General features: G+C 73.5%; 21 protein-coding genes. 16 read left to right on the top strand and 5 right to left on the bottom strand.

The features are described from left to right. Nucleotides 1–29: 29 nt before the first annotated feature. The 3 genes from RWK90_RS02555 (at nt 30) to dapC (ending at nt 4137) form a co-directional block, all read left to right on the top strand. Nucleotides 30–2609, top strand: a complete 2580-nt coding sequence (locus RWK90_RS02555) for a bifunctional FO biosynthesis protein CofGH (RefSeq protein ID WP_314034359.1) — start codon at nt 30–32, stop codon at nt 2607–2609. 86 nt (nt 2610–2695) lie between these two features. Further along, nucleotides 2696–3019: a ferredoxin gene (gene fdxA / locus RWK90_RS02550; protein WP_314034357.1), complete on the top strand. Its 324-nt coding sequence runs from the start codon at nt 2696–2698 to the stop codon at nt 3017–3019. A 5-nt stretch (nt 3020–3024) separates the two neighbouring features. Then, entirely contained in the window at nt 3025–4137 is a 1113-nt protein-coding gene (dapC, locus tag RWK90_RS02545; RefSeq protein WP_314034355.1) for a succinyldiaminopimelate transaminase, read from the top strand. Between the two features lie 37 nt (nt 4138–4174). Here dapC and dapD read toward each other — a convergent pair whose 3' ends face one another. Beyond that, entirely contained in the window at nt 4175–5143 is a 969-nt protein-coding gene (gene dapD / locus RWK90_RS02540; RefSeq protein ID WP_314034353.1) for a 2,3,4,5-tetrahydropyridine-2,6-dicarboxylate N-succinyltransferase, read from the bottom strand. An 83-nt stretch (nt 5144–5226) separates the two neighbouring features. Between dapD and dapE the strand changes: the two genes are divergently transcribed. The 8 genes from dapE (at nt 5227) to RWK90_RS02500 (ending at nt 11997) form a co-directional block, all read left to right on the top strand. Next, entirely contained in the window at nt 5227–6396 is a 1170-nt protein-coding gene (gene dapE / locus RWK90_RS02535; protein WP_314034351.1) for a succinyl-diaminopimelate desuccinylase, read from the top strand. 70 nt (nt 6397–6466) lie between these two features. Further along, on the top strand, nt 6467–7267 hold the full coding sequence (locus RWK90_RS02530) for a TIGR00730 family Rossman fold protein (protein ID WP_314034349.1): 801 nt from the start codon (nt 6467–6469) through the stop codon (nt 7265–7267). Continuing rightward, nucleotides 7267–7821 (top strand): TIGR00730 family Rossman fold protein, encoded by a 555-nt coding sequence (locus RWK90_RS02525; protein WP_314034347.1) that lies wholly within the window; start codon nt 7267–7269, stop codon nt 7819–7821. The genes RWK90_RS02530 and RWK90_RS02525 overlap by 1 nt, the downstream gene beginning before the upstream one ends. 107 nt (nt 7822–7928) lie before the next feature. Continuing rightward, nucleotides 7929–8741 (top strand): dihydropteroate synthase, encoded by an 813-nt coding sequence (gene folP, locus RWK90_RS02520; RefSeq protein WP_314034756.1) that lies wholly within the window; start codon nt 7929–7931, stop codon nt 8739–8741. 50 nt (nt 8742–8791) lie between these two features. Beyond that, nucleotides 8792–9163 (top strand): DivIVA domain-containing protein, encoded by a 372-nt coding sequence (locus tag RWK90_RS02515; RefSeq protein WP_314034345.1) that lies wholly within the window; start codon nt 8792–8794, stop codon nt 9161–9163. Nucleotides 9164–9253: 90 nt separating this feature from the next. Next, a complete protein-coding gene (locus RWK90_RS02510) occupies nt 9254–9421 on the top strand; it encodes a DUF3117 domain-containing protein (protein WP_007629831.1) in 168 nt (55 codons plus the stop codon). 78 nt (nt 9422–9499) lie between these two features. Further along, nucleotides 9500–10978 carry a M17 family metallopeptidase gene (locus RWK90_RS02505; RefSeq protein WP_314034341.1) on the top strand — a complete coding sequence of 493 codons (1479 nt, stop codon included), beginning with the start codon at nt 9500–9502 and terminating at the stop codon, nt 10976–10978. Next, nucleotides 10975–11997, top strand: a complete 1023-nt coding sequence (locus tag RWK90_RS02500; RefSeq protein WP_314034339.1) for a putative RNA methyltransferase — start codon at nt 10975–10977, stop codon at nt 11995–11997. Before RWK90_RS02505 ends, RWK90_RS02500 begins: the two co-directional genes overlap by 4 nt. Nucleotides 11998–12046: 49 nt before the next feature. Here the strand turns inward: RWK90_RS02500 and glgA are convergent, their stop codons facing one another. Further along, nucleotides 12047–13213 carry a glycogen synthase gene (glgA, locus tag RWK90_RS02495; RefSeq protein WP_314034338.1) on the bottom strand — a complete coding sequence of 389 codons (1167 nt, stop codon included), beginning with the start codon at nt 13211–13213 and terminating at the stop codon, nt 12047–12049. Between the two features lie 143 nt (nt 13214–13356). On the opposite strand from glgA, the gene glgC reads away from it, so the two are divergent. Continuing rightward, nucleotides 13357–14583 (top strand): glucose-1-phosphate adenylyltransferase, encoded by a 1227-nt coding sequence (gene glgC, locus RWK90_RS02490; protein WP_314034336.1) that lies wholly within the window; start codon nt 13357–13359, stop codon nt 14581–14583. A gap of 54 nt (nt 14584–14637) precedes the next feature. On the opposite strand, the gene RWK90_RS02485 is transcribed toward glgC, so the two are convergent. Then, nucleotides 14638–15246, bottom strand: a complete 609-nt coding sequence (locus RWK90_RS02485) for a class I SAM-dependent methyltransferase (RefSeq protein ID WP_314034334.1) — start codon at nt 15244–15246, stop codon at nt 14638–14640. A gap of 197 nt (nt 15247–15443) precedes the next feature. On the opposite strand from RWK90_RS02485, the gene sigE reads away from it, so the two are divergent. From sigE to tatB, 4 genes are all read left to right on the top strand, one after another. Further along, on the top strand, nt 15444–16064 hold the full coding sequence (sigE, locus tag RWK90_RS02480; RefSeq protein WP_314034332.1) for an RNA polymerase sigma factor SigE: 621 nt from the start codon (nt 15444–15446) through the stop codon (nt 16062–16064). 104 nt (nt 16065–16168) lie between these two features. After that, nucleotides 16169–16630 (top strand): zf-HC2 domain-containing protein, encoded by a 462-nt coding sequence (locus RWK90_RS02475; RefSeq protein ID WP_314034330.1) that lies wholly within the window; start codon nt 16169–16171, stop codon nt 16628–16630. A gap of 10 nt (nt 16631–16640) precedes the next feature. Then, a complete protein-coding gene (locus tag RWK90_RS02470; protein WP_314034328.1) occupies nt 16641–18164 on the top strand; it encodes a trypsin-like peptidase domain-containing protein in 1524 nt (507 codons plus the stop codon). A gap of 63 nt (nt 18165–18227) precedes the next feature. Then, nucleotides 18228–18731: a Sec-independent protein translocase protein TatB gene (gene tatB, locus RWK90_RS02465; protein ID WP_314034326.1), complete on the top strand. Its 504-nt coding sequence runs from the start codon at nt 18228–18230 to the stop codon at nt 18729–18731. Nucleotides 18732–18782: 51 nt separating this feature from the next. On the opposite strand, the gene RWK90_RS02460 is transcribed toward tatB, so the two are convergent. Together RWK90_RS02460 and RWK90_RS02455 are read right to left on the bottom strand one after the other, a co-directional pair. Beyond that, nucleotides 18783–19922, bottom strand: a complete 1140-nt coding sequence (locus RWK90_RS02460; RefSeq protein WP_314034324.1) for an Mrp/NBP35 family ATP-binding protein — start codon at nt 19920–19922, stop codon at nt 18783–18785. 39 nt (nt 19923–19961) lie between these two features. Then, nucleotides 19962–21041, bottom strand: coding sequence for a hypothetical protein (locus RWK90_RS02455; protein ID WP_314034322.1), 1080 nt, complete (start codon nt 21039–21041; stop codon nt 19962–19964). Nucleotides 21042–21081: the final 40 nt, after the last annotated feature.

The following is a 21081-nucleotide window of genomic DNA, read 5'->3' as shown; positions in this document are numbered from 1 at the left end:
CGCCGGTGCGGTGGGGCATCATCGCGGGTATGGATCCCGTCGTGCCGCCCGCCGATCCCCAGCCCACGCCGTCGGCCATGCGACGCGCCCTGCGCCGCGCCGCCGACGGTCTCACGCTCGACGTGACCGAGGCGGCGGTCCTGCTCGCCGCGCGCGGTGAGGACCTGGACCGCCTCATGTCGCTGGCCGCCGCCCGACGCGACGCCCGGCTCGTCGACGAGGGACGCCCCGGCGTGGTGACCTACTCGCGCAAGGTCTTCGTGCCGCTCACCCGGCTGTGCCGCGACCGCTGCCACTACTGCACCTTCGTCACCGTGCCCGGCAAGCTCCGCGCGGCCGGCCACGGCATGTTCCTCGACCCCGACGAGGTCGTGGAGCTGTGCCGGCGCGGCGCCGAGGCCGGGTGCAAGGAGGCGCTGTTCACGCTGGGGGACCGGCCCGAGGACCGCTGGCCCGAGGCGCGCGAGTGGCTCGAGTCCCGCGGTTTCTCCTCCACGCTCGACTACGTGCGCGCCATGGCGATCCGCGTGCTCGAGGAGACGGGGCTGCTGCCGCACCTCAACCCGGGGGTCATGAGCTGGGCGGAGCTGTCCCGGCTCAAGCCCGTCGCGCCGTCGATGGGCATGATGCTCGAGACCACCGCGACCCGGCTGTTCACGACCCCGGGCGCGGCCCACCACGGCAGCCCCGACAAGGACCCGGCCGTGCGCCTGCGGACCCTCACCGACGCCGGCCGGCTCGCCGTGCCGTTCACCACCGGCATCCTGGTGGGGATAGGGGAGAACCGCACCGAACGGGCCGAGAGCCTGCTCGCCCTGGCCGGGCTCGCCCGCGAGTTCGGGCACCTGCAGGAGGTGATCGTCCAGAACTTCCGCGCCAAGCCCGACACCGCGATGCGCTCGGCCGACGACGCCGACCGCGACGAGTTCCTCGCGGCCATCGCCGTGGCGCGCCTCGTGCTGGGACCGCGCGTGGCCGTGCAGGCACCGCCCAACCTCGTCGACCGCGGCGACGTGCTGGCGCTGGTGGACGCCGGGGTGGACGACCTGGGCGGGATCTCGCCGCTGACCCCCGACCACGTCAACCCCGAGCGGCCGTGGCCACATCTGGACGAGCTCACCGCGGACCTCGCCGCGCACGGCTGGACCCTGACCGAGCGCCTCACCGCGCATCCGCGGTACGTCGGCGCGGGAGACGCGTGGATCGATCCGAGGGTGGCGGGCCACGTCCGCGCCCTGGCCGACCCGGCCAGCGGGTTGGCGCTGGTGGGCGACGACGACGAGGTGGTGCGGCCACAGGGACGGCCCTGGCAGGAGCCGGACGACGACTGGGACTCGAGCGGGCGGACCGATCTGCACACCGCGATCGACACCGAGGGCCGCGCCACGGACACCCGGTCCGACATCGGCGAGGCGTTCGGCAACTGGGACGTCATCCGGGCCCGCGCCGCCGAGCTGGGGGCGGCGGCCCTGACGCCCGAGCGGGCGGACTCCGAGGTACTCGCGGCGCTGCGGGCGGCCGAGGCCGACCCGGCCGGCCTCACCGACGAGCAGTACCTCGCCCTCGCCACCGCCACCGGGGACGGCCTGGCGGCGGTGGCGGGCCTGGCCGACCGGATCCGCGCCGACGTCGTGGGGGACACCGTCACCTACGTCGTCAACCGCAACATCAACTTCTCCAACATCTGCTACACGGGCTGCCGCTTCTGCGCGTTCGCCCAACGCAAGGGCGACGCCGACGCGTTCTCCCTCTCCGCCGCCGAGGTGGCCGACCGCGCCTTCGAGGCGTACGTCGCGGGCGCCTCCGAGGTGTGCATGCAGGGCGGGATCGACCCGGACCTGCCCGTGTCCGGCTACGCCGACCTCGTGCGCGCGGTCAAGCAGCGGGTGCCGTCGATGCACGTCCACGCCTTCAGCCCGATGGAGATCTCCAACGGGGCGTCGCGCTCCGGCGTCGGCGTGCGCGAGTGGCTCACCGAGCTGCGGGCCGCGGGCCTCGACACGATCCCGGGCACCGCCGCGGAGATCCTCGACGACGAGGTCCGATGGGTCCTCACCAAGGGCAAGCTGCCCGCCGCCGAGTGGATCGACATCGTCACCACCGCGCACGAGGTGGGCCTGCGCTCGAGCTCGACGATGATGTACGGCCACGTCGACACCCCCCGCCACTGGGTGGCGCACCTGCGGACCCTGCGCGGGATCCAGGAACGCACCGGCGGGTTCACCGAGTTCGTGCCACTGCCCTTCGTGCACCGCAGTGCCCCGCTCTACCTGGCCGGGGCCGCCCGACCCGGCCCGACGCGCGAGGAGAACGTCGCCGTCCACGCGCTGGCGCGGATCATGCTGCACGGCGCGATCGACCACGTCCAGACGAGCTGGGTCAAGCTCGGGGTCGCGGGGACGCGCACGATGCTGCGCTCGGGCGCCGACGACCTCGGGGGCACCCTGATGGAGGAGACCATCTCCCGGATGGCGGGGGCGGAGAACGGGTCGGCCAAGAGTCCCGAGGAGATCGAGGAGATCGCCACCGGGATCGGTCGCCCCGCCCGGCGCCGCGACACGGTGTACGGGCCCGCGCCGCGGCCGATCGAAGTGACCGTCGTCACATAGTCGGATGTGCATGCGGGGCGGCTTCCGCGCCGGGCCGTGTCGTGGCATACGATGCAGGCCATACCGCTACGAGGAAGGTGGCTGACGTGACCTACACGATCGCAGAACCGTGCGTCGATGTGATGGACAAGTCCTGCGTCGAGGAGTGTCCGGTCGACTGCATCTACGAGGGTGGACGGATGCTCTACATCCACCCCGACGAGTGTGTCGACTGTGGCGCGTGCGAGCCGGTCTGTCCCGTGGAGGCCATCTTCTACGAGGACGACGTCCCGGACGAGTGGACCGAGTACAACGCGGCCAACGCCGACTTCTTCGTCGAGCTGGGCTCGCCCGGCGGTGCGGCCAAGGTCGGCAAGGTCGACTACGACTCGCCGTTCGTCAAGGCGCTCCCGCCCATGAACCAGGAGTGATACCGGTGGTGTCGCGCCCGGAGCGTCGACCGCCCGGGCGCGCGCTCCCGGTGTTCCCCTGGGACACCCTCGCCGACGCGCGCTCACGCGCGGCCGCTCATCCGGACGGGCTCGTCGATCTCACGGTCGGCACGCCCGTCGACCCGGTCGCCCCGGTCATCCGTGAGGCGCTCGCCGCCGACGCGGCCGAGCCCGGGTACCCCACGACCGTCGGCACGCCCGCACTACGGCGAGCCGCGGTCGACGCACTCGAGCGTCGGTACCGCGTGAGCGGTCTGACGACCGACGCCGTCCTTCCGGCGATCGGCACCAAGGAGCTCATCGCCGGCCTGCCCGCGCAGCTGGGGCTCGGGCCCTGGCACACGGTCGTGGTCCCGGAGGTCGCCTATCCCACCTACGAGGTGGGTGCCCTGCTCGCGGGGGCGACCGTCGTACGCGCCGATTCGCTCACCCAGCTCGGGCCGTCGTCGCCCACCCTGCTGTACCTGAACTCGCCGTCCAACCCGAGCGGCAAGGTCCTCGGAGTGGACCATCTGCGCAAGGTCGTGGGCTGGGCCCGCGAGCGTGGGGTGATCGTCGCGTCCGACGAGTGCTACCTCGGTCTGGTCTGGGAGGGCGAGGCCCCGTCGATCCTCGATCCGCGGGTGTGCGACGGCGACCACACCGGCCTGCTGGCGCTGCACTCGCTGTCCAAGACCTCGAACCTCGCGTCCTACCGGGCCGGGTTCGTCGCCGGCGATCCCGCGCTGGTGGCCGAACTGCTCGCCGTGCGCAAGCACGCCGGGCTCATGATGCCACTGCCCGTCCAGGCGGCGATGGCGGCCGCGCTCGGCGACGACGCCCACGAGTCCGAGCAGCGCGAGCGGTACCGGGCGCGCCGGTCCCGCCTGCGGCCCGCCGTGGAGGCCGCCGGATTCCGGATCGACCACTCCGAGGCCGGGCTCTACCTGTGGGCCAGCCGCGACGAGCAGTGCCGCGACACCGTGGACTGGTTCGCCGCCCGGGGCGTCCTGGTCGCCCCGGGCGAGTTCTACGGCCCGGCGGGGTCGCGGCACGTGCGCATCGCGCTCACCGCGACCGACGCGACGGTCGACGAGGCCGTCCGCCGCCTGGCCTGAGCCCGGGCCCCGGCCGGAGCGGCCGGGGCTACGGGGCTCAGTCGTTGGCGTGCAGATCGGCGTTGAGCTCGACACCCTCGCGCTTCCACGGCACGGCCTCCACCGCGCCGGAGACCGAGTTGCGGCGGAACAGCAGGTTGTCCATCCCGGACAGCTGCCCCGCCTTGACGGGCTCGCGCTCCGCCCAGGCGCCGGCGCGGACGTCCACCTTGGTCCCGGCGGTGACGTAGAGACCGGCCTCGACCACGCAGTCGTCGCCGAGCGAGATCCCGACACCCGAGTTCGCGCCCAGCAGGCAGCGCTCGCCGATCGAGATGGTCTCCTTGCCGCCGCCCGACAGCGTGCCCATGATCGAGGCCCCGCCACCGACGTCGGAGTCGGCTCCCACGACGACGCCCGCCGAGATGCGGCCCTCGACCATCGACGCGCCCAGCGTGCCGGCGTTGAAGTTGACGAAGCCCTCGTGCATGACCGTCGTGCCCTCGGCCAGGTGCGCGCCGAGCCGCACGCGGTCGGCGTCGGCGATCCGCACGCCCGACGGGACCACGTAGTCCACCATGCGGGGGAACTTGTCCACGCCGTAGACGGTCACGGGGCCGCGGGCGCGGAGCCGGGCGCGGACCAGCTCGAAACCCTGCACCGCGCACGGCCCGTGGTTGGTCCACACGACGTTGGTGAGCGTGCCGAACAGTCCGTCCATGTTGGCGAAGTGCGGCCGGATGAGCCGGTGGCTGATCAGGTGGAGGCGCAGGTACGCGTCGTAGGCGTCGGCCGGCGGCTGGGTGAGGTCGGCGATCTCCACGCGGACGGCCACCCGCTCGACCCCGCGGTCCTCGTCGGGGCCGGTCAGGGACGCGAGCTCGGCCGGGATCTCGTCGCCGGACAGGACCCGGTGCCCGCCCGAGGACACGGCGCCCAGCTCCGGCTGGGGGTACCACACGTCGAGGACGGTGTGGTCGGACGTCAGCGTCGCTATTCCGGTGGCCAGGGCTCCATGTGCACTCATGGACACGATGCTAGCGGTCCGCCCGGACGCGCACCGGTCCCAGGCGGGGCGCGCACGGGGCGTCGCCAACTAGGGTGGAGGGCGTGACCGCCGCCCTCGATCTGACCGCAGACCCGGTCGACCTCACCCGCGCCCTGGTCGACATCCCGAGCCCGTCGCGGCACGAGGACGCGATCGCCTCGGCCGTGCACGCCGCGCTCGAGGCGACAGTGGCGGGCTTCACCGGCCCCGCCGCGGGGCGGACGGAGGTGATCCGCGACGGCAACCGGGTGCTCGCCCGGACCAGGCGGGGTCTGCCGACGCGGGTCGTCCTCGCCGGGCACCTGGACACGGTCCCGCTCGCCGACAACGTGCCGTGTCGCGTCACGGGGGCGGGGGACGAGAGGATCCTGCACGGGTGCGGGACCGTGGACATGAAGTCCGGCGACGCGGTGTTCCTGCACCTGTTCGCGGGTCTCGCGGACAGTGCGGAGCTGGCGCACGACCTCACGCTGGTGTTCTACGACTGCGAGGAGATCGAGGCCACCGCGAACGGCCTCGGCCACCTCGAGCGCACCCGCCGGGAGTGGCTCGCCGGGGACGTGGCGATCCTCGGCGAGCCGACCGGCGGGATGATCGAGGCGGGCTGTCAGGGCACGCTCCGGATCCGGGTCCACGCCCGCGGGGTACGCGCCCACTCCGCGCGCAGCTGGCTGGGGGACAACGCGGTGCACCGCCTCGCGCCGGTGTTCGCCGCGCTCGCGGCCTACGAGGCCCGCTCGGTGGACATCGACGGCTGCGTCTACCGCGAGGGCCTGCAGGCGGTGCGGATGGAGGCGGGCGTCGCCGGCAACACGGTCCCCGACGAGGCGTGGGTGGACGTCAACTTCCGCTCGGCCCCGGACCGGGACACCGACGCCGCCCTGGCCCACGCGCTCGACGCGCTCGGGCTCGCCGGGTGCCCACGGGTGGAGGCGGGTCGGACCCCGCCGAGCGAGCCCGGCCTCTACTGGGAACTCACCGACCTGTCACCCGGTGCGCTGCCGGGGCTCGGCGCGCCCGCGGCGGCCGAACTGGTCCGCGCGGCCGGGGGGAGGGTCCGGGCCAAGTACGGCTGGACGGACGTGTCCCGGTTCGCCGCGCTGGGAATCCCGGCGGTCAACCTCGGCCCCGGGGACCCGGGGCTGGCACACAAGCGGGACGAGCACTGTTCCGCCGCGCAGATCACCGAGGTGGCCCGGACACTGCGCGACTACCTCACCACCGCGGGCTGAGCCGGACCCGGCCCTCACCGGGTATCCACCGCGCCGCCCGCCACACCAGACCGAGAAGGAGAAACGGCCCATGGCCCCGAGCGATCCGGTCCACATGCGTGGACCCGTCCTCGTCCGTCGCCCCAGGGACGAGGAACGGACGACCACCGACCAGCGGCTGCTGGACAAGAACCAGGACACCGACTGGCTGCACACCGACCCCTGGCGGGTCCTGCGGATCCAGAGCGAGTTCGTCAACGGCTTCGGCGCGCTGGCGGAGCTCCAGGACGCGGTCAGCGTCTTCGGCTCGGCCCGCACCCGGCCCGGCGACCCCGCCTACGAGCAGGCGGTGGAGCTGGGCCGCGCGCTGGCCGAGGCGGGCTACGCGGTGGTGACCGGGGGCGGCCCGGGGCAGATGGAGGCGGCCAACAAGGGTGCGTGGGAGGCCGACGGCCAGTCGGTCGGACTGGGCATCGAGCTCCCGCACGAGCAGGGCCTGAACCGGTGGGTCGATCTGGGCCTGCATTTCCGGTACTTCTTCATCCGCAAGACGATGTTCGTCAAGTACACGCAGGCGTTCGTGTGCACCCCCGGTGGGTTCGGAACCCTGGACGAGTTCTTCGAGGCCATCACCCTGGTGCAGACGGACAAGATCACCCGCTTCCCGATCGTCCTGCTCGGCGTGGACTTCTGGTCCCCGCTGGTGGACTGGATCCGCGGGACGCTCGCCGGGCAGGGGATGATCTCCGCGTCGGATCTGGACCTGTTCCTGGTGACCGACTCGGTGCCCGAGGGGGTGCAGTTCATCCGTGACGCCCACCAGCGGGCCGCGGTGACGTCCGAGGAGCGGGAGGATCTCTTCGGCGAGGAACACCGCGGGGTGGAGCGCTGATGGCGCCGGTCCCCGGCCGGCGGGTGTGCGTCTACTGCGCGTCCTCCACCTACGATCCGCAGTTGTTGGAGATCGCGACGGAGGTGGGCGCCGCGATCGCCCGCCGCGGGTGGTCGCTGGTCTCGGGTGGCGGCAACGTCTCCATGATGGGGGCGTTGGCCGAGGCGGCCCGTGCGGGCGGGGCGCGGACGGTCGGGGTGATCCCCGAGGGACTGCGGGTCCGCGAGGTCGCCGACACGGCGGCCGACGAGCTCGTCGTCGTCACCTCCATGCGGGAACGCAAGCGCGAGATGGAGGAGCGCTCCGACGCGTTCCTCACCCTGCCCGGCGGGATCGGGACGATGGAGGAGATGTTCGAGATGTGGACCTCGGCGTCGCTGGGGTTCCACCACAAGCCGGTCGTGCTCTACGACCCCATCGGGTTCTACCGTCCGCTGCTGGACTGGGTCGAGGGGCTGGCGGAGGCCGGGTTGGTCAAGCCCGAGGCACTGGACTGTCTCGTGGTCCGCGACGGCCTCGACGCCGCGCTCGACGCCTGTGGAGGCCGCAGGTGACCACGCCCCGCCACCCGTCGGTGACCGCGTCCGGCCACGCACAGCCCGGGCCGGCCCCCCGGCCCACGCTGTGCGGGCGCCCGGTCCCGGTGGAGCGTCCCCTGGTGATGGCGATCGTCAACCGCACTCCGGACTCGTTCTACGACCGCGGCGCGACGTTCACGGACACCGCGGCGATGCGTCGGGTGGACGAGGTCGTCGCCGCGGGGGCGGACATCCTCGACATCGGCGGCGTCAAGGCGGGGCCGGGCGAGGCGGTCGACGCGGAGGAGGAGACGCGCCGGGTGGTCCCGTTCGTGGAGGCGGTGCGCGCCCGGCATCCCCGGGTCCTGATCTCCGTGGACACCTGGCGTGGCGAGGTGGCGAGGCGCGCGCTGGCGGCGGGCGCGGACCTGGTCAACGACACGTGGGCGGGCCACGACCCCGGTGTGCTCGTCGCGGCGGGGGAGGCCGGCGCGGGGTTCGTGTGTTCCCACACCGGCGGTGCCGTCCCCCGGACGCGTCCGTTCCGGGTGGGGTATGCCGACGTGGTCCACGACGTCGTCGCCGAACTCACGGCCTCCGCCGAGCGCGCCCTGGCGGCCGGGGTGCCGGAGGACGGCGTCCTCATCGACCCGACCCACGACTTCGGCAAGAACACCTTCCACGGCCTCGAGCTGCTCCGGCGCATGGACGAGATCGTGGCGGTGGGGCACCCGGTGCTGATGGCGCTGAGCAACAAGGACTTCATCGGCGAGACGCTGGACGCCAGCGTCGACGACCGCGCGGAGGGCACCCTGGCGGCGACCTCGGTCGCGGCGTATCTCGGCGCGCGGGTGTTCCGCACGCACGACGTCCCCGGCACGATGCGTGCCCTGGAGATGGTGGCGTCGATCGTGGGGACCCGCCCACCTGCGCGGACGGTCCGCGGCCTGGCCTGAACCGTGTGGGAGACTGGGCGCGGCGGTCGTCACTACAGGAGGGGAGCGCGATGCTCACCATCGTCGTCTACGTGGTCGTGACGCTGATCGTGGCCGCGGGCCTGTTCGCGCTGTCGGTCGTGGTGTTCGGGCGGTCCGAGGTGTTGCCCCCCGTCGCCGCGGGGCACACGGTCACCCGGCTGCCGCAGGGCGCGCTGACCGGGGAGGACATCCGGGCGGTGCGGTTCGGGGTGTCGGCCCGCGGGTACACGATGGCGGAGGTCGACTGGACCCTGGAGCAGGCCGCGCTCGAGATCGACCGGTTGCGGGCCCGGCTGGGGGAGGCCGCCCTCGACGGTGGGGCGCCCGACGAGGCGTCGATCGGGGCGGACGGGTCGGACGCTCGCTCCGCTACGACGTCCGAGTCCGGCCGGACGCGCTAGAATCGTCAGTATCCACTCAGCAGTACCGATCGTGGGCACGGGCGCCTGTCAGGGCGCGCCCCGCGGACACAGACGAAGGGAATCGACCCGATGGCGGCTATGAAGCCCAGGACCGGTGACGGACCGATGGAAGCGGCCAAGGAGGGCCGCGGGATCGTCATGCGCGTCCCTCTCGAGGGTGGTGGACGACTCGTCGTCGAGCTGACCCCCGATGAGGCGAAGTCGCTCGGCGAGGAGCTCACTCAGGCCACCTCCTGATCGAACGTCCCACCGATGCCGGCGCATCCGACCCTCGTGGCGGGTGCGCCGACTCATGTCTACCGGAAGGTGTCGCCGATGTCCGTCGTCCCCAGTCGTCCCCTGCCCGCGGTCCGCGTCGTCTCCGGTGAGGTGCCCGCGCGGGCCCGTCGGGCCGTGATGCGGCCGCCGGAGCCGGGTCGGGCCCCGCGCGGTCGGGCGGCCGAGGTCCGGGTGGGCGTCCGGGACGGGCGCGCGGTGCTCGAGGTGGAGCTGGACGACTCGGCGCCGCGGGCGGGCTGGTCGGGCGCGGTGGACCGGGGACTGGGGCACCGGCGGGCGGGTGCGGCCCTGGCGCGGCACCTGCGGGATGCGCGGTGCGGGGATCCGGTGGCGTTGGCGGTGCCGGGTGAGGTGCCGGTGGACCGGGTGGCCGACGTGGTGACGGGGTACCTGGTGGGTGCGCGCGGCCAGGACGTCTTCGCCGCCGAGCCGGTCCCGGTGGCCCCGGAACTGCTGGTGGTGGTCGGCGCCGGAGCGGGTGGAGGAGACGACGACGACGAGGTGCGCGTCTCGGGCGAGGTGGCCGCGGCCGTGGAGGCCGCCCGGGCCACGGCGGTGGCCCGCGATCTCGCCGGCGCCCCCTCGGATCTCAAGACCCCGGAGTGGCTGGTGGGGCGGATGGCGGAGGCGCTTGGCGCGGTCGGGATGCGCACGCGGGTGCTCTCCGGGGACGACCTCGTCGAGGGAGGTTTCGGCGGGGTCCTCGCGGTGGGCGGTGGCTCGGCCACCCCGCCGTGTGTCCTCGTGGCCCGTCGGCCCGGTCCGGGGACACGGGTGCTGCTGGTCGGCAAGGGCATCACGTTCGACACGGGGGGCATCTCCGTCAAGCCGGCCGAGGGCATGCACCTCATGCGCACGGACATGGCGGGGTCGGCGGCCGTGGTGGCGGCGGCGGAGGCGTTCTGCGCCGACGACTCTCCGGCGCACGCGGAGCTGGACCTCACGGTGGTGGTCCCGTCGGCGGAGAACATGCTCTCCGGCTCGGCCTATCGCCCGGGTGATGTCGTCACGCACGTGGGTGGGACGACCTCGGAGGTCACCAACACCGACGCGGAGGGCCGGATGGTCCTGGCCGACGCGCTGGCCCACGGCATCGCCGAGTGTGACCCGGACGTGGTGGTCGACGTCGCGACCCTGACCGGGGCGATGAAGGTGGCGCTGGGCATGCGCACGGGCGCCGTCATGGCCACCGACGACGATCTCGCCGACCGGGTCTCGGCCGCGGGCGCGCGGGCCGGGGAGCGGTGGTGGCGGTTGCCCCTGCCCGACGACCTGCGCCCGGCGGTCCGGTCCGACATCGCCGACCGTCGGCAGGCGCCGAAGGGCCCGGGCGCGATCACGGCGGCGTTGTTCCTCGAGGGCTTCGTCGACGGCCGCCCGTGGGCGCACCTGGACATCGCGGGCCCGGCCCGCTCCCCGGAGGAGATCGACGAGGTCGGCCCGGTCGCGACGGGCTTCGCGACCCGCACGCTGCTGGGGTTCCTGCGCGACCTCGCGGATCGACCGCGCGCGTGAGCGCCGGGCCGGCCGCGCTGCCGAGCGCCCTCGAGCGGGTGGTGCCGTTACTGCGTTGTCCGCTCTGCCGAGAGGGCCTGCGCCCGGCCGACGCGGGGCCGGACGGGGCGGTGGCGCGGGCTGTGGTCTGCGGTGCCGGGCACTCGTTCGACCGCGCCCGCCACGGGTACCTCAGCCTGTTCGGCCCGCGTGGTCGCCGGTTCCCCGGGGACACCGCCGACCAGGTGGCCGCCCGCGACCGGGTTCTGGGGTCGGGCCTGTTCGACGGGGTCGTCGGCGTCCTGGCCGAGGTGGCGCGCGAGGCGGTCGCGGACGGTGGCCCGGCGGTCGGATCCCGCCCGTGGCCCGGGCCGGTCGTCCTCGAGGCGGGGGCGGGAACCGGCCACTACCTCGCGGGGGTGCTGGACGCGCTCGCCGGCATCGCCACCGCCACCGCCACCGCCACCGGCGCCGGCATCGCCACCGCCACCGCCACCGCCACCGGCGCCGCCACCGGCGCCGAGACCCGTGGCACCGGGGGCGTGCTGGGGATCGGCACCGAGATCTCGGCGGCCGCCGCGCGACGGCTGGCCCGCGCGCACCCCGACGCCGCCGCGCTGGTCGCGGACACGTGGGAGGGCCTACCGCTCGCCGACGGGATCGCCGATCTGGTGCAGGTGGTCTTCGCTCCCCGCAACGCCGCCGAGTTCGCCCGCGTCCTGCGCCCGGGCGGCACGCTCGCCGTGGTCGTGCCGGGGGAGGGGCATCTCGAACCGCTGCGGACGGCCGGGGGCATGCTCGCACCCGCACCGGACAAGGTGGCGCGTCTGGACTCCGAACTCGGCGGCGCATTCGAGCCGGGACCGGTCCGGGTGGTCGACCGACACCACGAGGTGCCCGCGACCGTCGCCGTCGACCTGGCTCTCATGGGACCCAGCGGGGTCCACCTCGACCGCGCGCGGCTGGAGCACACGCTCGGCCCCGGCGACCGGCCGGTCCGCGTCCACCTCGAGGTGCACACCTACCGCAGGCCGCGCTGACCCCACACCGCCCCGACCCGGCCGCGATCAGCCGGGACCCTCGCAGGTGCTAGAGGAGTGAGGCGTACATCCTGTGCGTCTGCTCGGCGATCGTCTGCCAGGAGAACCGGGACACGGCCCGCTCCTTGCCGGCCCGTCCCATCCGCGCCGCGCGCCCGGGGTCCGCGACGAGCTCGTTGACCGCCTCGGCGAGCCCCCGCTCGAACGCCTCGGGCTCCGACTCGTCGTAGTGGACGAGCAGGCCCGTCTCGCCGTCGACGACGACCTCCGGGATCCCACCGACGTCGGAGGCCACCACGGCGGTGTCACACGCCATGGCCTCGAGGTTGACGATGCCCAGCGGCTCGTACACCGACGGACACGCGAACACCGTCGCGGCGGACAGGATCTCGATGACCTCGTCGCGCGGCAGCATGTCCCGCAACCAGAAGACGCCGTCCCTCGAGGCCCGCAGCTCCGCGACCAGGGTCTCCATCTCCGTGGCGATCTCCGGCGTGTCCGGCGCACCCGCGCAGAGGACCAACTGCGCGTCGGGGTGGAAGTCCCGTGCCGCGCGCACCAGATGGGGCACACCCTTCTGACGGGTGATGCGGCCGACGAACGCGACGATGGGTCGGTCCGGGTCCACCCCGTGCCGACGCAGCACCGAGTCCTCCCCGCGAGGGATCCCGACCGGCGCCCACACCGAGGTGTCGATGCCGTTGAGGATCACGTGGATCCGGTCCGCCTCGACCTCGGGATAGACACGCAGGATCTCGTCCTTCATCCTGGCGCTCACCGCGACCACGGCATCGGCATGCGCGAACGCGTTGCGCTCCGACCACGACGAGACGCGGTACCCGCCGCCCAGCTGCTCGGCTTTCCAGGGCCGGCTCGGCTCGAGCGAGTGCGCGGACACCACGTGCGGCACGCCGTACAGCTGACCGGCCAGGTGCCCGGCGAGCCCGGCGTACCAGGTATGTGAGTGGACGAGGTCGGCCCCCTGAGCGGCGACGGACATCCGCAACCCGGCGGACAGGGTCTGGATGGCGGGGTTGGCGTCCGCGCCGAGCTCCGGGTCGGGGCGGAACGCGCGGGCGGTGTCGCGGTCCGCGCCCATGCACAACACGTCCACGTCACACAGTGGCCGCAGGTTCGCCACCAGTTCGGTCACGTGCACGCCCGCCCCGCCGTAGACCTCCGGCGGGTACTCCCTCGTCATCATCGCTACTCGCACACCGGCCAAGGTAGTCGCTCGCGCGCCCGCCCGAGGCGTGCCCGGTGAACACCGCCCGACGGCGGGGTGTCCGCGGGGCGTGGGTCGGGGGCAAAGCCCGCGTTGGCCCCTGACGGGCCCGTCGGAGTCGTTACGGTGGGGGTGTGAGGAATCAGCCGCACGTCCTAGCAATCGTCCTCGCCGGCGGCGAGGGCAAGCGACTCTTCCCGCTCACGGCGGACCGGGCCAAGCCGGCGGTGCCGTTCGGGGGGTCCTATCGGCTCATCGACTTCGTGCTGAGCAACCTCGTCAACGCGGGGTTCATGCGCATCTGCGTCCTCACCCAGTACAAGTCCCATTCCCTGGACCGGCACATCGCGCAGGTCTGGCACATGCGGGGGATGGGCGGCGAGTACGTGGCGCCCGTGCCGGCCCAGCAGCGCCTCGGGCCCCGCTGGTACACGGGCTCGGCCGACGCCATCCTGCAGTCGCTGAACCTGGTGCACGACGAGAGGCCGGACCACATCGTCGTGTTCGGTGCCGACCACGTGTACCGCATGGATCCGCGTCAGATGCTGGAACACCACATCGAGACCGGCGCGGCGGTCACCGTCGCGGGGATCCGCGTCCCCCGGAGCGAGGCCTTCGCCTTCGGCTGCATCGACGCGGGCGAGAACGACCTCATCCGTGGCTGGGTGGAGAAGCCCTCCGACCCGCCCGGCACCCCCGACGACCCGGATGCGACGTTCGCGTCCATGGGCAACTACATCTTCACCACCGAGGCGCTCATCGAGGCACTGCGGGCCGACGCCGAGAAGCCGGACTCCACCCACGACATGGGCGGCGACATCATCCCCGCCCTGGTGGAGCAGGAGCGCGCGTACGTCTACGACTTCGCCCGGAACGAGGTGCCCGGTGAGACCGAGCGGGACCGCGGTTACTGGCGTGACGTCGGCACCATCGACGCGTTCTACGACGCGCACATGGACCTCGTCTCGGTCCACCCGGTGTTCAACCTCTACAACGACCGTTGGCCCATCCGCACCCAGCAGGACAACCTCGCCCCGGCGAAGTTCGTCAACGGCGGCATGTCGCAGGAGTCGATGGTCGGGGCGGGCACCATCATCTCGGCCGCCACCGTGCGCAACTCGGTGGTCTCGAACAACGTGGTCGTCGAGGACGGAGCCGTGGTCGAGGGCAGCGTGCTCATGCCCGGGGTCCGGATCGGCCGCGGCGCGGTCGTCCGCAAGGCGATCGTCGACAAGAACTGCCACATCGGCGACGGTGACCTCATCGGTGTCGACCACGAACGCGACCGCAAGCGGTTCCCCATCAGCGCGGGCGGCGTCGTGAGCGTCGCCAAGAACACCGTCACGTCCCTGCCGGGCTGAGCCGGGCGCGCGACGGGGACGCGTCGGGGCGGACGCGATCCCCGGGGGGTGACGTCAGAGGGTCACGACGGTGAGGCCGCTGCCGACCGGGAGCACCGTGACGTGCGCGTGTTCGGGGAGATCCGCGTCCTCGGGCAGGGGTGCGTGCTCCCCGATGAGCACCAGCGCGCCGCCGGACCGCAGCAACTGGTGGGACCGCGAGACCAGCCGCGTCACCGAGTGGGCCGGGACGTCGGCCACCACCATGTCGTAGGCCCCGTCGGCCAGCTTGTCCGCCACCTCCAGGGGGCGGGCCGCGATGTACCGCGCGGACGAGGCCGGGTGACCCGCCCCTCGCACCGCGGCCCGGGCGGCGTCGAGGTGGTGGGGGTCGTCGGTGATGCAGGTGACCACGGCGCCGCCGCGCGTCCCGGCCGCCGCGAGGATCGCCAGCGCGGGGACCCCGGGGGCGGGGGTGATGCACACCGCCGCCCGCGTGCCGTTCAGCCGGGCGATCAACCGGATGGTCTCCGCGGTCAACGCATCCGGAGACGCGGCGCCCAGCTCGTCCGCCTCCGCGCGCGCGGAGGCGTAGAGCGAGTCGTCGACGAGAGCGGAGCTGCGGTGCACCAGTGCGTCGGAACCGGAACCGTCGGTGGCGGGGAGATCAGAGGAATCGGACACCCGTGAAGCGTATCGCCGCCGGGCCGCACAGCGGCGGACAACGCGCGGTGACCGGATCGGTATCAGACTCTCAGGAGGATCTCAGTACGCGTATACCGCAAGGACAGACCCGTGGGGGAGAGTAGGCGGACGTCGCGCCACGAGGGCGCGGCCCACCACCGCGCGGTACACGCCGCGCCGGAAGGCGGCGGCAGCGCATGTACTCACGAACCGTGCACGGGACGGTGACCGCCCCGGCGGCGGCGGACGAGTTCGCCGGCACCGCACGGTTCGACACCACAGGCGATTCCGCCGACATGCCCTCGTGGTCCGAGCTCGTGGCGCAGCACGGTGACCGTGTGTACCGACTCGCGTTCCGCCTGTGCGGCAACGCGCACGACGCGGAGGACATCACCCAGGAGGCGTTCATCCGGGTGTTCCGGTCGCTGGACCGCTACAAGCCCGGGACCTTCGAGGGGTGGATGCACCGGATCGTCACCAACCTGTTCCTGGACATGGCGCGGCGGCGGACCCGCATCCGGTTCGAGACGCTCCCCGACGACGCCGAACGGGTCCCCGGGCGCGCACGCAGCCCGGAACAGGTGCTGTCCGACGAGACCTTCGACCCCGTGCTCCAGGCCGCGCTCGACAACCTGTCCCCGGACTTCAGGGCCGCCGTCGTGCTCAGCGACATCGAGGACCTCAGCTACGAGGAGGTCGGCCGCATCCTCGGGGTGAAGATGGGGACCGTCCGCAGCCGCATCCACCGCGGGCGCGCGGCCCTGCGCGCCGAACTCGAGGCGGCCGGGGTCACCGGCGCGCACCACCGCAGCACCTGACCCGCCCCTCGAGCGGACCGGGAACCGCCGGGCCCCGTCGCACGTTGATCTCTGGAGACGGGGCCGGGTGCGGCCCCGCGGCACGGCGGACGGGAGGGCGCGGCGTGGAGCGTCGACATGGCGAGCGCGGTCCCGCGCCCGAATTCCGGCTGTCACCCACATCCGCGGACGAAGTCGTCGGGCGGACCGGCCCACCCCGGGCACGGGAACACTTCCTCTCCACCGATCACCTCTCCACCGAGGCCGCGGCCGCCTACGTCGACGGACGCCTGCCGCACGCCGGTCAGCTCCGCGCGGACGCCCACCTCGAGCGGTGCGCCGACTGCCGACGCGAGGTCGAGCACCAGCGCGAGGCCCGTCACGTCCTCCGCGGCTCGGGGCCGATCCACATGCCCCGCGATCTGCTCGAGAGGCTGCGCAACCTGGGCGACGCGGACACGACCACCTCCGTTCCGCCCGGAGCGCCGGGCGGAACGCCCCCCGCTGTCGACGCGCCCGCGTCCCCGTTCCCGCCGCGGACCCCGTGGGAGAGACTGCTGCGCCGGTTGTGGCGCCGCGGCCGTTAGGGTGGGCCGGGTGGAGGATCTCAATGGCGTACGCGGGTCGGCGGGGCCCGGCGGGGAACCGGAGCGTCCCCTGCGCGACCCGACCCCTGTCCACCGGCCGGCCATCGATCCCGCCGACGTCGCACGCTACGCGCGCCCCGACGGCGTCTCCGGGGGGTTCGACCCCGCGGCGGTCGCCACCGGGCCCGTCGGCTCCGCGGGCGCGACCGCGGTACGCGACGCCGACCCCGCTCTCGCTCAGGCCTTCGGTCCCGGCCCCGACGCGCCCAGGGGCATCGAACGGCACCCGGACTGGCAGGACGAGAGGGCAACGCCCCCGCCCCCCGCGCCCGACCCCTGGCGGGACCCGCACGCCCCGGTCGGGATCGGCGCGCCCGCCGTGGCCGCCGCCGTCGAACCGGGGCCGGTCGACCTGTCGGGCGGGGACGAGGCCCCTCCGCCCCGGCTCTCGCTCGCCGAGGTCCTGTTCGAGCGCCGGCTGAGCAGGCGCGCCCTGGCCGGGGCGACCGCGGCCGTCGCCGTCGTCGCCCTCGTCGGCGGTGCCGTCGGCGCCCTCGTCGCCGATTCCGCCCGCGTCCTCACCACCTCGACCGTCCGCATCGCCGACGCGCCGGACAACGCGCTGCGACCCGGCAACCCCGTCGGCGAGGTCGCGCGGCGCGTCCAGCCCGCCGTCGTCAACATCCAGGTCTCCACCCCGTCCGCGCGCGGCGAGGGCTCCGGCATCGTGATCGACCCCGCGGGTTACATCGTCACCAACAACCACGTCGTCACCATGGACGGAGCCGCGGACCGCGCCGACATCGACGTCATCTTCCCCGACGGCTCCCGCGCCTCCGCCGAGACGGTGGGACGCGACCCCGCCACCGACCTGGCCGTCCTCAAGGTCGAGGACGTCCAGAACCTCACCGTCGCCACCCTCGGTGACTCCGACGACGTCCAGGTGGGGGAGCAGGTGATCGCGATCGGGTCCCCTCTCGGGCTGGCCCGGACCGTCACCGAGGGCATCGTCTCCGCGACGCGCCGTCCCATCGCCCTGGGGGAGTCGACGTCGGACGGAGACGTGGTGATCGACGCCATCCAGACCGACGCCGCCATCAACCCCGGTAACTCCGGCGGCCCGCTCATCGACGCCACCGGCGCCGTCATCGGCATCAACACCTCGATCTTCACCCAGTCAGGCGGGTCCATCGGACTCGGGTTCGCGATCCCGGTCAACGACGTCCGCGACATCGCCACCTCGCTCATGACCGAGGGCTCGGTGCGGCACGCCACCATCGGTGTCAACGCGCGCAAGGCCGACAACGGCGCGGTCGAAGGGGCGGAGATCGTCAACGTGCGCGAAGGATCGCCGGCACAGGACGGCGGGCTCCGCGAGGGCGACGTGGTCACCCGGGTCGGCGAACGTCGGGTCCGGTCCTCCGACGAACTCGTGGTGGCCGTGAGACGGGCCGGCGCCGACGTCGACGTCCCGGTCGAGGTGATCCGGGGCGGGTCGCGGGTCGAACTGACGGTCCGCCCCACCCTCGGCTGAACCGGGGGTCACCCGCGCGGGCCACGCTCCCGTCCGCGGGCGTCACGACGTATCCTGGCTGCGATGTTCACTAACGTGGGGTGGTCCGAGCTCCTGGTCCTCGGGGTGATCGCGCTGGTCGTCCTGGGACCCGAGCGCCTACCCGAGGCCGCCCGGTGGCTGGCCTCCACCATCCGCAAGGTCCGGGAGTTCGCGAGCAACGCCCAACAGCAGCTCAGAGACGACTACGGGACCGACTTCGAGGAGTTCCGCGAGCCGCTCAAGCAGCTCAACGACCTGCGCGGGATGAGCCCCCGGGCCATGGTCACCAAGCATCTTCTCGACGGGGACGACTCGCTGTTCACCGGCGACTTCAGTGCGGCCGCCCCCACCGGTGGGACTACCGTCAACGGTGGAGCGGCCGCCAACGCTGGAGCGGCGGGCTCGGCCGGTGCCGGGGCCGCCGCCACCGACCCCCGGCGCCCGACGGCGCCGTCCGCGACCCCGCCCGCGGCCGGTCCCGCCACGGGCACCGTGGGCGAGGCACCGCGGGCGACCGGGCCGGCCTGGGACCTCGACGCCACCTGAGGCGCGAGGCGCCGCCCGCCGCGGGGAGGCCGGCGGCGGGCGACGGCACCGTCAGAGGTGGCGCGTGGTGTCGATACCCAGATTCATCCCGGCCAGTCCCCGCGGCCGCACCGCGAGACCATCCGCGATCTGGCGGTAGGCACGACCCGACGGGGAGTCGGGCTCGGCCAGCACGATCGGGGTCCCCTCGTCCCCGTGCTCGCGCACGGCCTGCTCCAGCGGCACCTGCCCGAGCAGCGCGACGGGTGCTCCGACCGAGCGGGACAGGTTCGCCGCCACATCGGCGCCGCCGCCGGAGCCGAAGACGTCCATCCGGGTGCCGTCCGGCAGTTCCAGCCACGACATGTTCTCGATCACGCCGGCGATCCGCTGACGCGTCTGCAGCGCGATGGACCCCGCACGCTCGGCGACCTCCGCGGCGGCGGCCTGCGGGGTGGTGACCACGAGGATCTCCGCCGACGGGATGAGCTGCGCGATCGAGATGGCCACGTCACCGGTGCCCGGGGGCAGGTCCATCAGCAACACGTCCAGGTCGCCCCAGTACACGTCCGCGAGGAACTGCTGCAGCGCCCGGTGCAGCATCGGCCCCCGCCACACCACCGGGGTGTTGCCCTTGGTGAACTGCGCGATCGAGATGACCTTCACGTCGTGCGCGACCGGCGGCAGGATCATCTGCTCGACCTGGGTCGGCCGGGCGTCGGTCCCGAGCATCCGCGGGATCGAATGCCCGTAGATGTCGGCATCGAGCACCCCCACGGACAGGCCGCGGGAGGCCAGCGCCGTGGCCAGGTTGACCGTGGCGGTGGACTTGCCCACGCCGCCCTTGCCGGAGGCCACCGCGTACACACGGGTGAGGTTCCCGGGCTGGGCGAACGGGATGACCGGCTCGGCGGCATCACCGCGCAGATGCCGGCGCAGCTCGGTGCGCTGCTCGTCGCTCATCACGTCGAGCTCGACCGCGACCTCGCCGACGCCCGGGACGTCGGACACCGCGGAACGGACGCGGTCGCTGATGGTGTCCCGCATCGGGCACGAGGCGACGGTCAGGTAGATGCCGACGTCGACGCGGCCGGTCGCCGGGTCCACCTCGACACCCTTGACCATGCCGAGCTCGGTGAGCGGCTTGCGGATCTCCGGATCATCGACCTTGGCCAGTGCGGCGCGGATCGATTCTTCGCTGGGTGCACTCATGATGCCCCGAGTCTAGGCGTCACGGCACCCGGTGACGATTCAGGCGGGAGGCGGCGGGACACAGAACGGAGGGATGCAGGGGAGTTCGATGACAGGCAGCCCCGGGAATGCGGGTGCCGGTGCCGGGCCGGGCGCCGGGGACGACTCGGTCGCCGTGGGCGTGGGCGCGGTGGACGGCGCCTCGGTCCGGGACGGCTCGGTCGGCGGCGGCGTCACCTTGGTGCAGCCGGGCACCGGTGGTTCGGGCTGGCCGGGCTCGGCGGGCTCCGGTGCGGCGGTGGGCTCGCCCTCCCAGCCCTCCGGGCAGTGCTCGGGCGGCTGCGGGGGTTCCACGACGGGCTCGGGACGGTGGATCTCCGGGAGGTCCGACGGCAGGGGGAACGCGTTGACCGCGTAGCCGTGCGCCCACGCGTTGACGTTGGCGACGTAGGCCAGCGAGTTGTTGTAGGCGAGGATCGCGCGGGTGCGGGCCGCCGGGTCGGCCATCGACCCGCCCTGGCCGCACAGGAGCGTCGCGGCGGACAGCGCGCCGTCGTAGATGTTGTTCGGGTCCGCGACGCCGTCACCGTTACCGTCGCGTCCCAGATTCGCCCAGGTGGACGGGATGAACTGGACGGGCCCGACGGCGCGGTCGAACTCCCGGTCACCGTCGAAGCGACCACCGTCGGTGTCGGTGATGACCGCGGTGCCCGGCAGGGAGCCGTCGAGCCGGGGACCGAGGATGCGGCCGATGGTGTTGCCGTGGACGTCGAAGAGCCCGCGCCCCTGGTTGGACTCGACCTGCCCGATGCCGGCGAGGACGGTCCAGTCCATCTCGCACGAGGGGCGCTCGGCGTTGAGCCGCTCGGTCGCGCGATGGTAGGCGTCGAGCGCGATGCCGGGGATCCCCAGCGGACCGTCCGGGATCGACGCCGGCTCGATGTGCGCCGACCCGGGGTCCTCGGCCGGGGCCGGCGCGGGTTCGGTCGGGGTCGGATCGGTGGTCGGCGGCGCGACGGTGGTCGGGGCCGGCGGCTGCGGAGAATACTCGGCGAGCGGCGTGATGTCCGGGGCGTCGGGGGGACTCGTGTCCACCGTCAGCCCGACGGCGGCGAGGACCGTGATGGCCCCGACTGTCACGGCTGCGCTGGTCAGCACCCGACGATCTGCAGTGTGCGCG

Origin of the sequence: Dietzia sp. CH92 (assembly GCF_032248695.1) — a bacterium.
Taxonomy (GTDB): domain Bacteria; phylum Actinomycetota; class Actinomycetes; order Mycobacteriales; family Mycobacteriaceae; genus Dietzia.
Note: the sequence above shows the minus strand (reverse complement) of the source record. Positions and strands in the feature narration are given on the sequence as shown.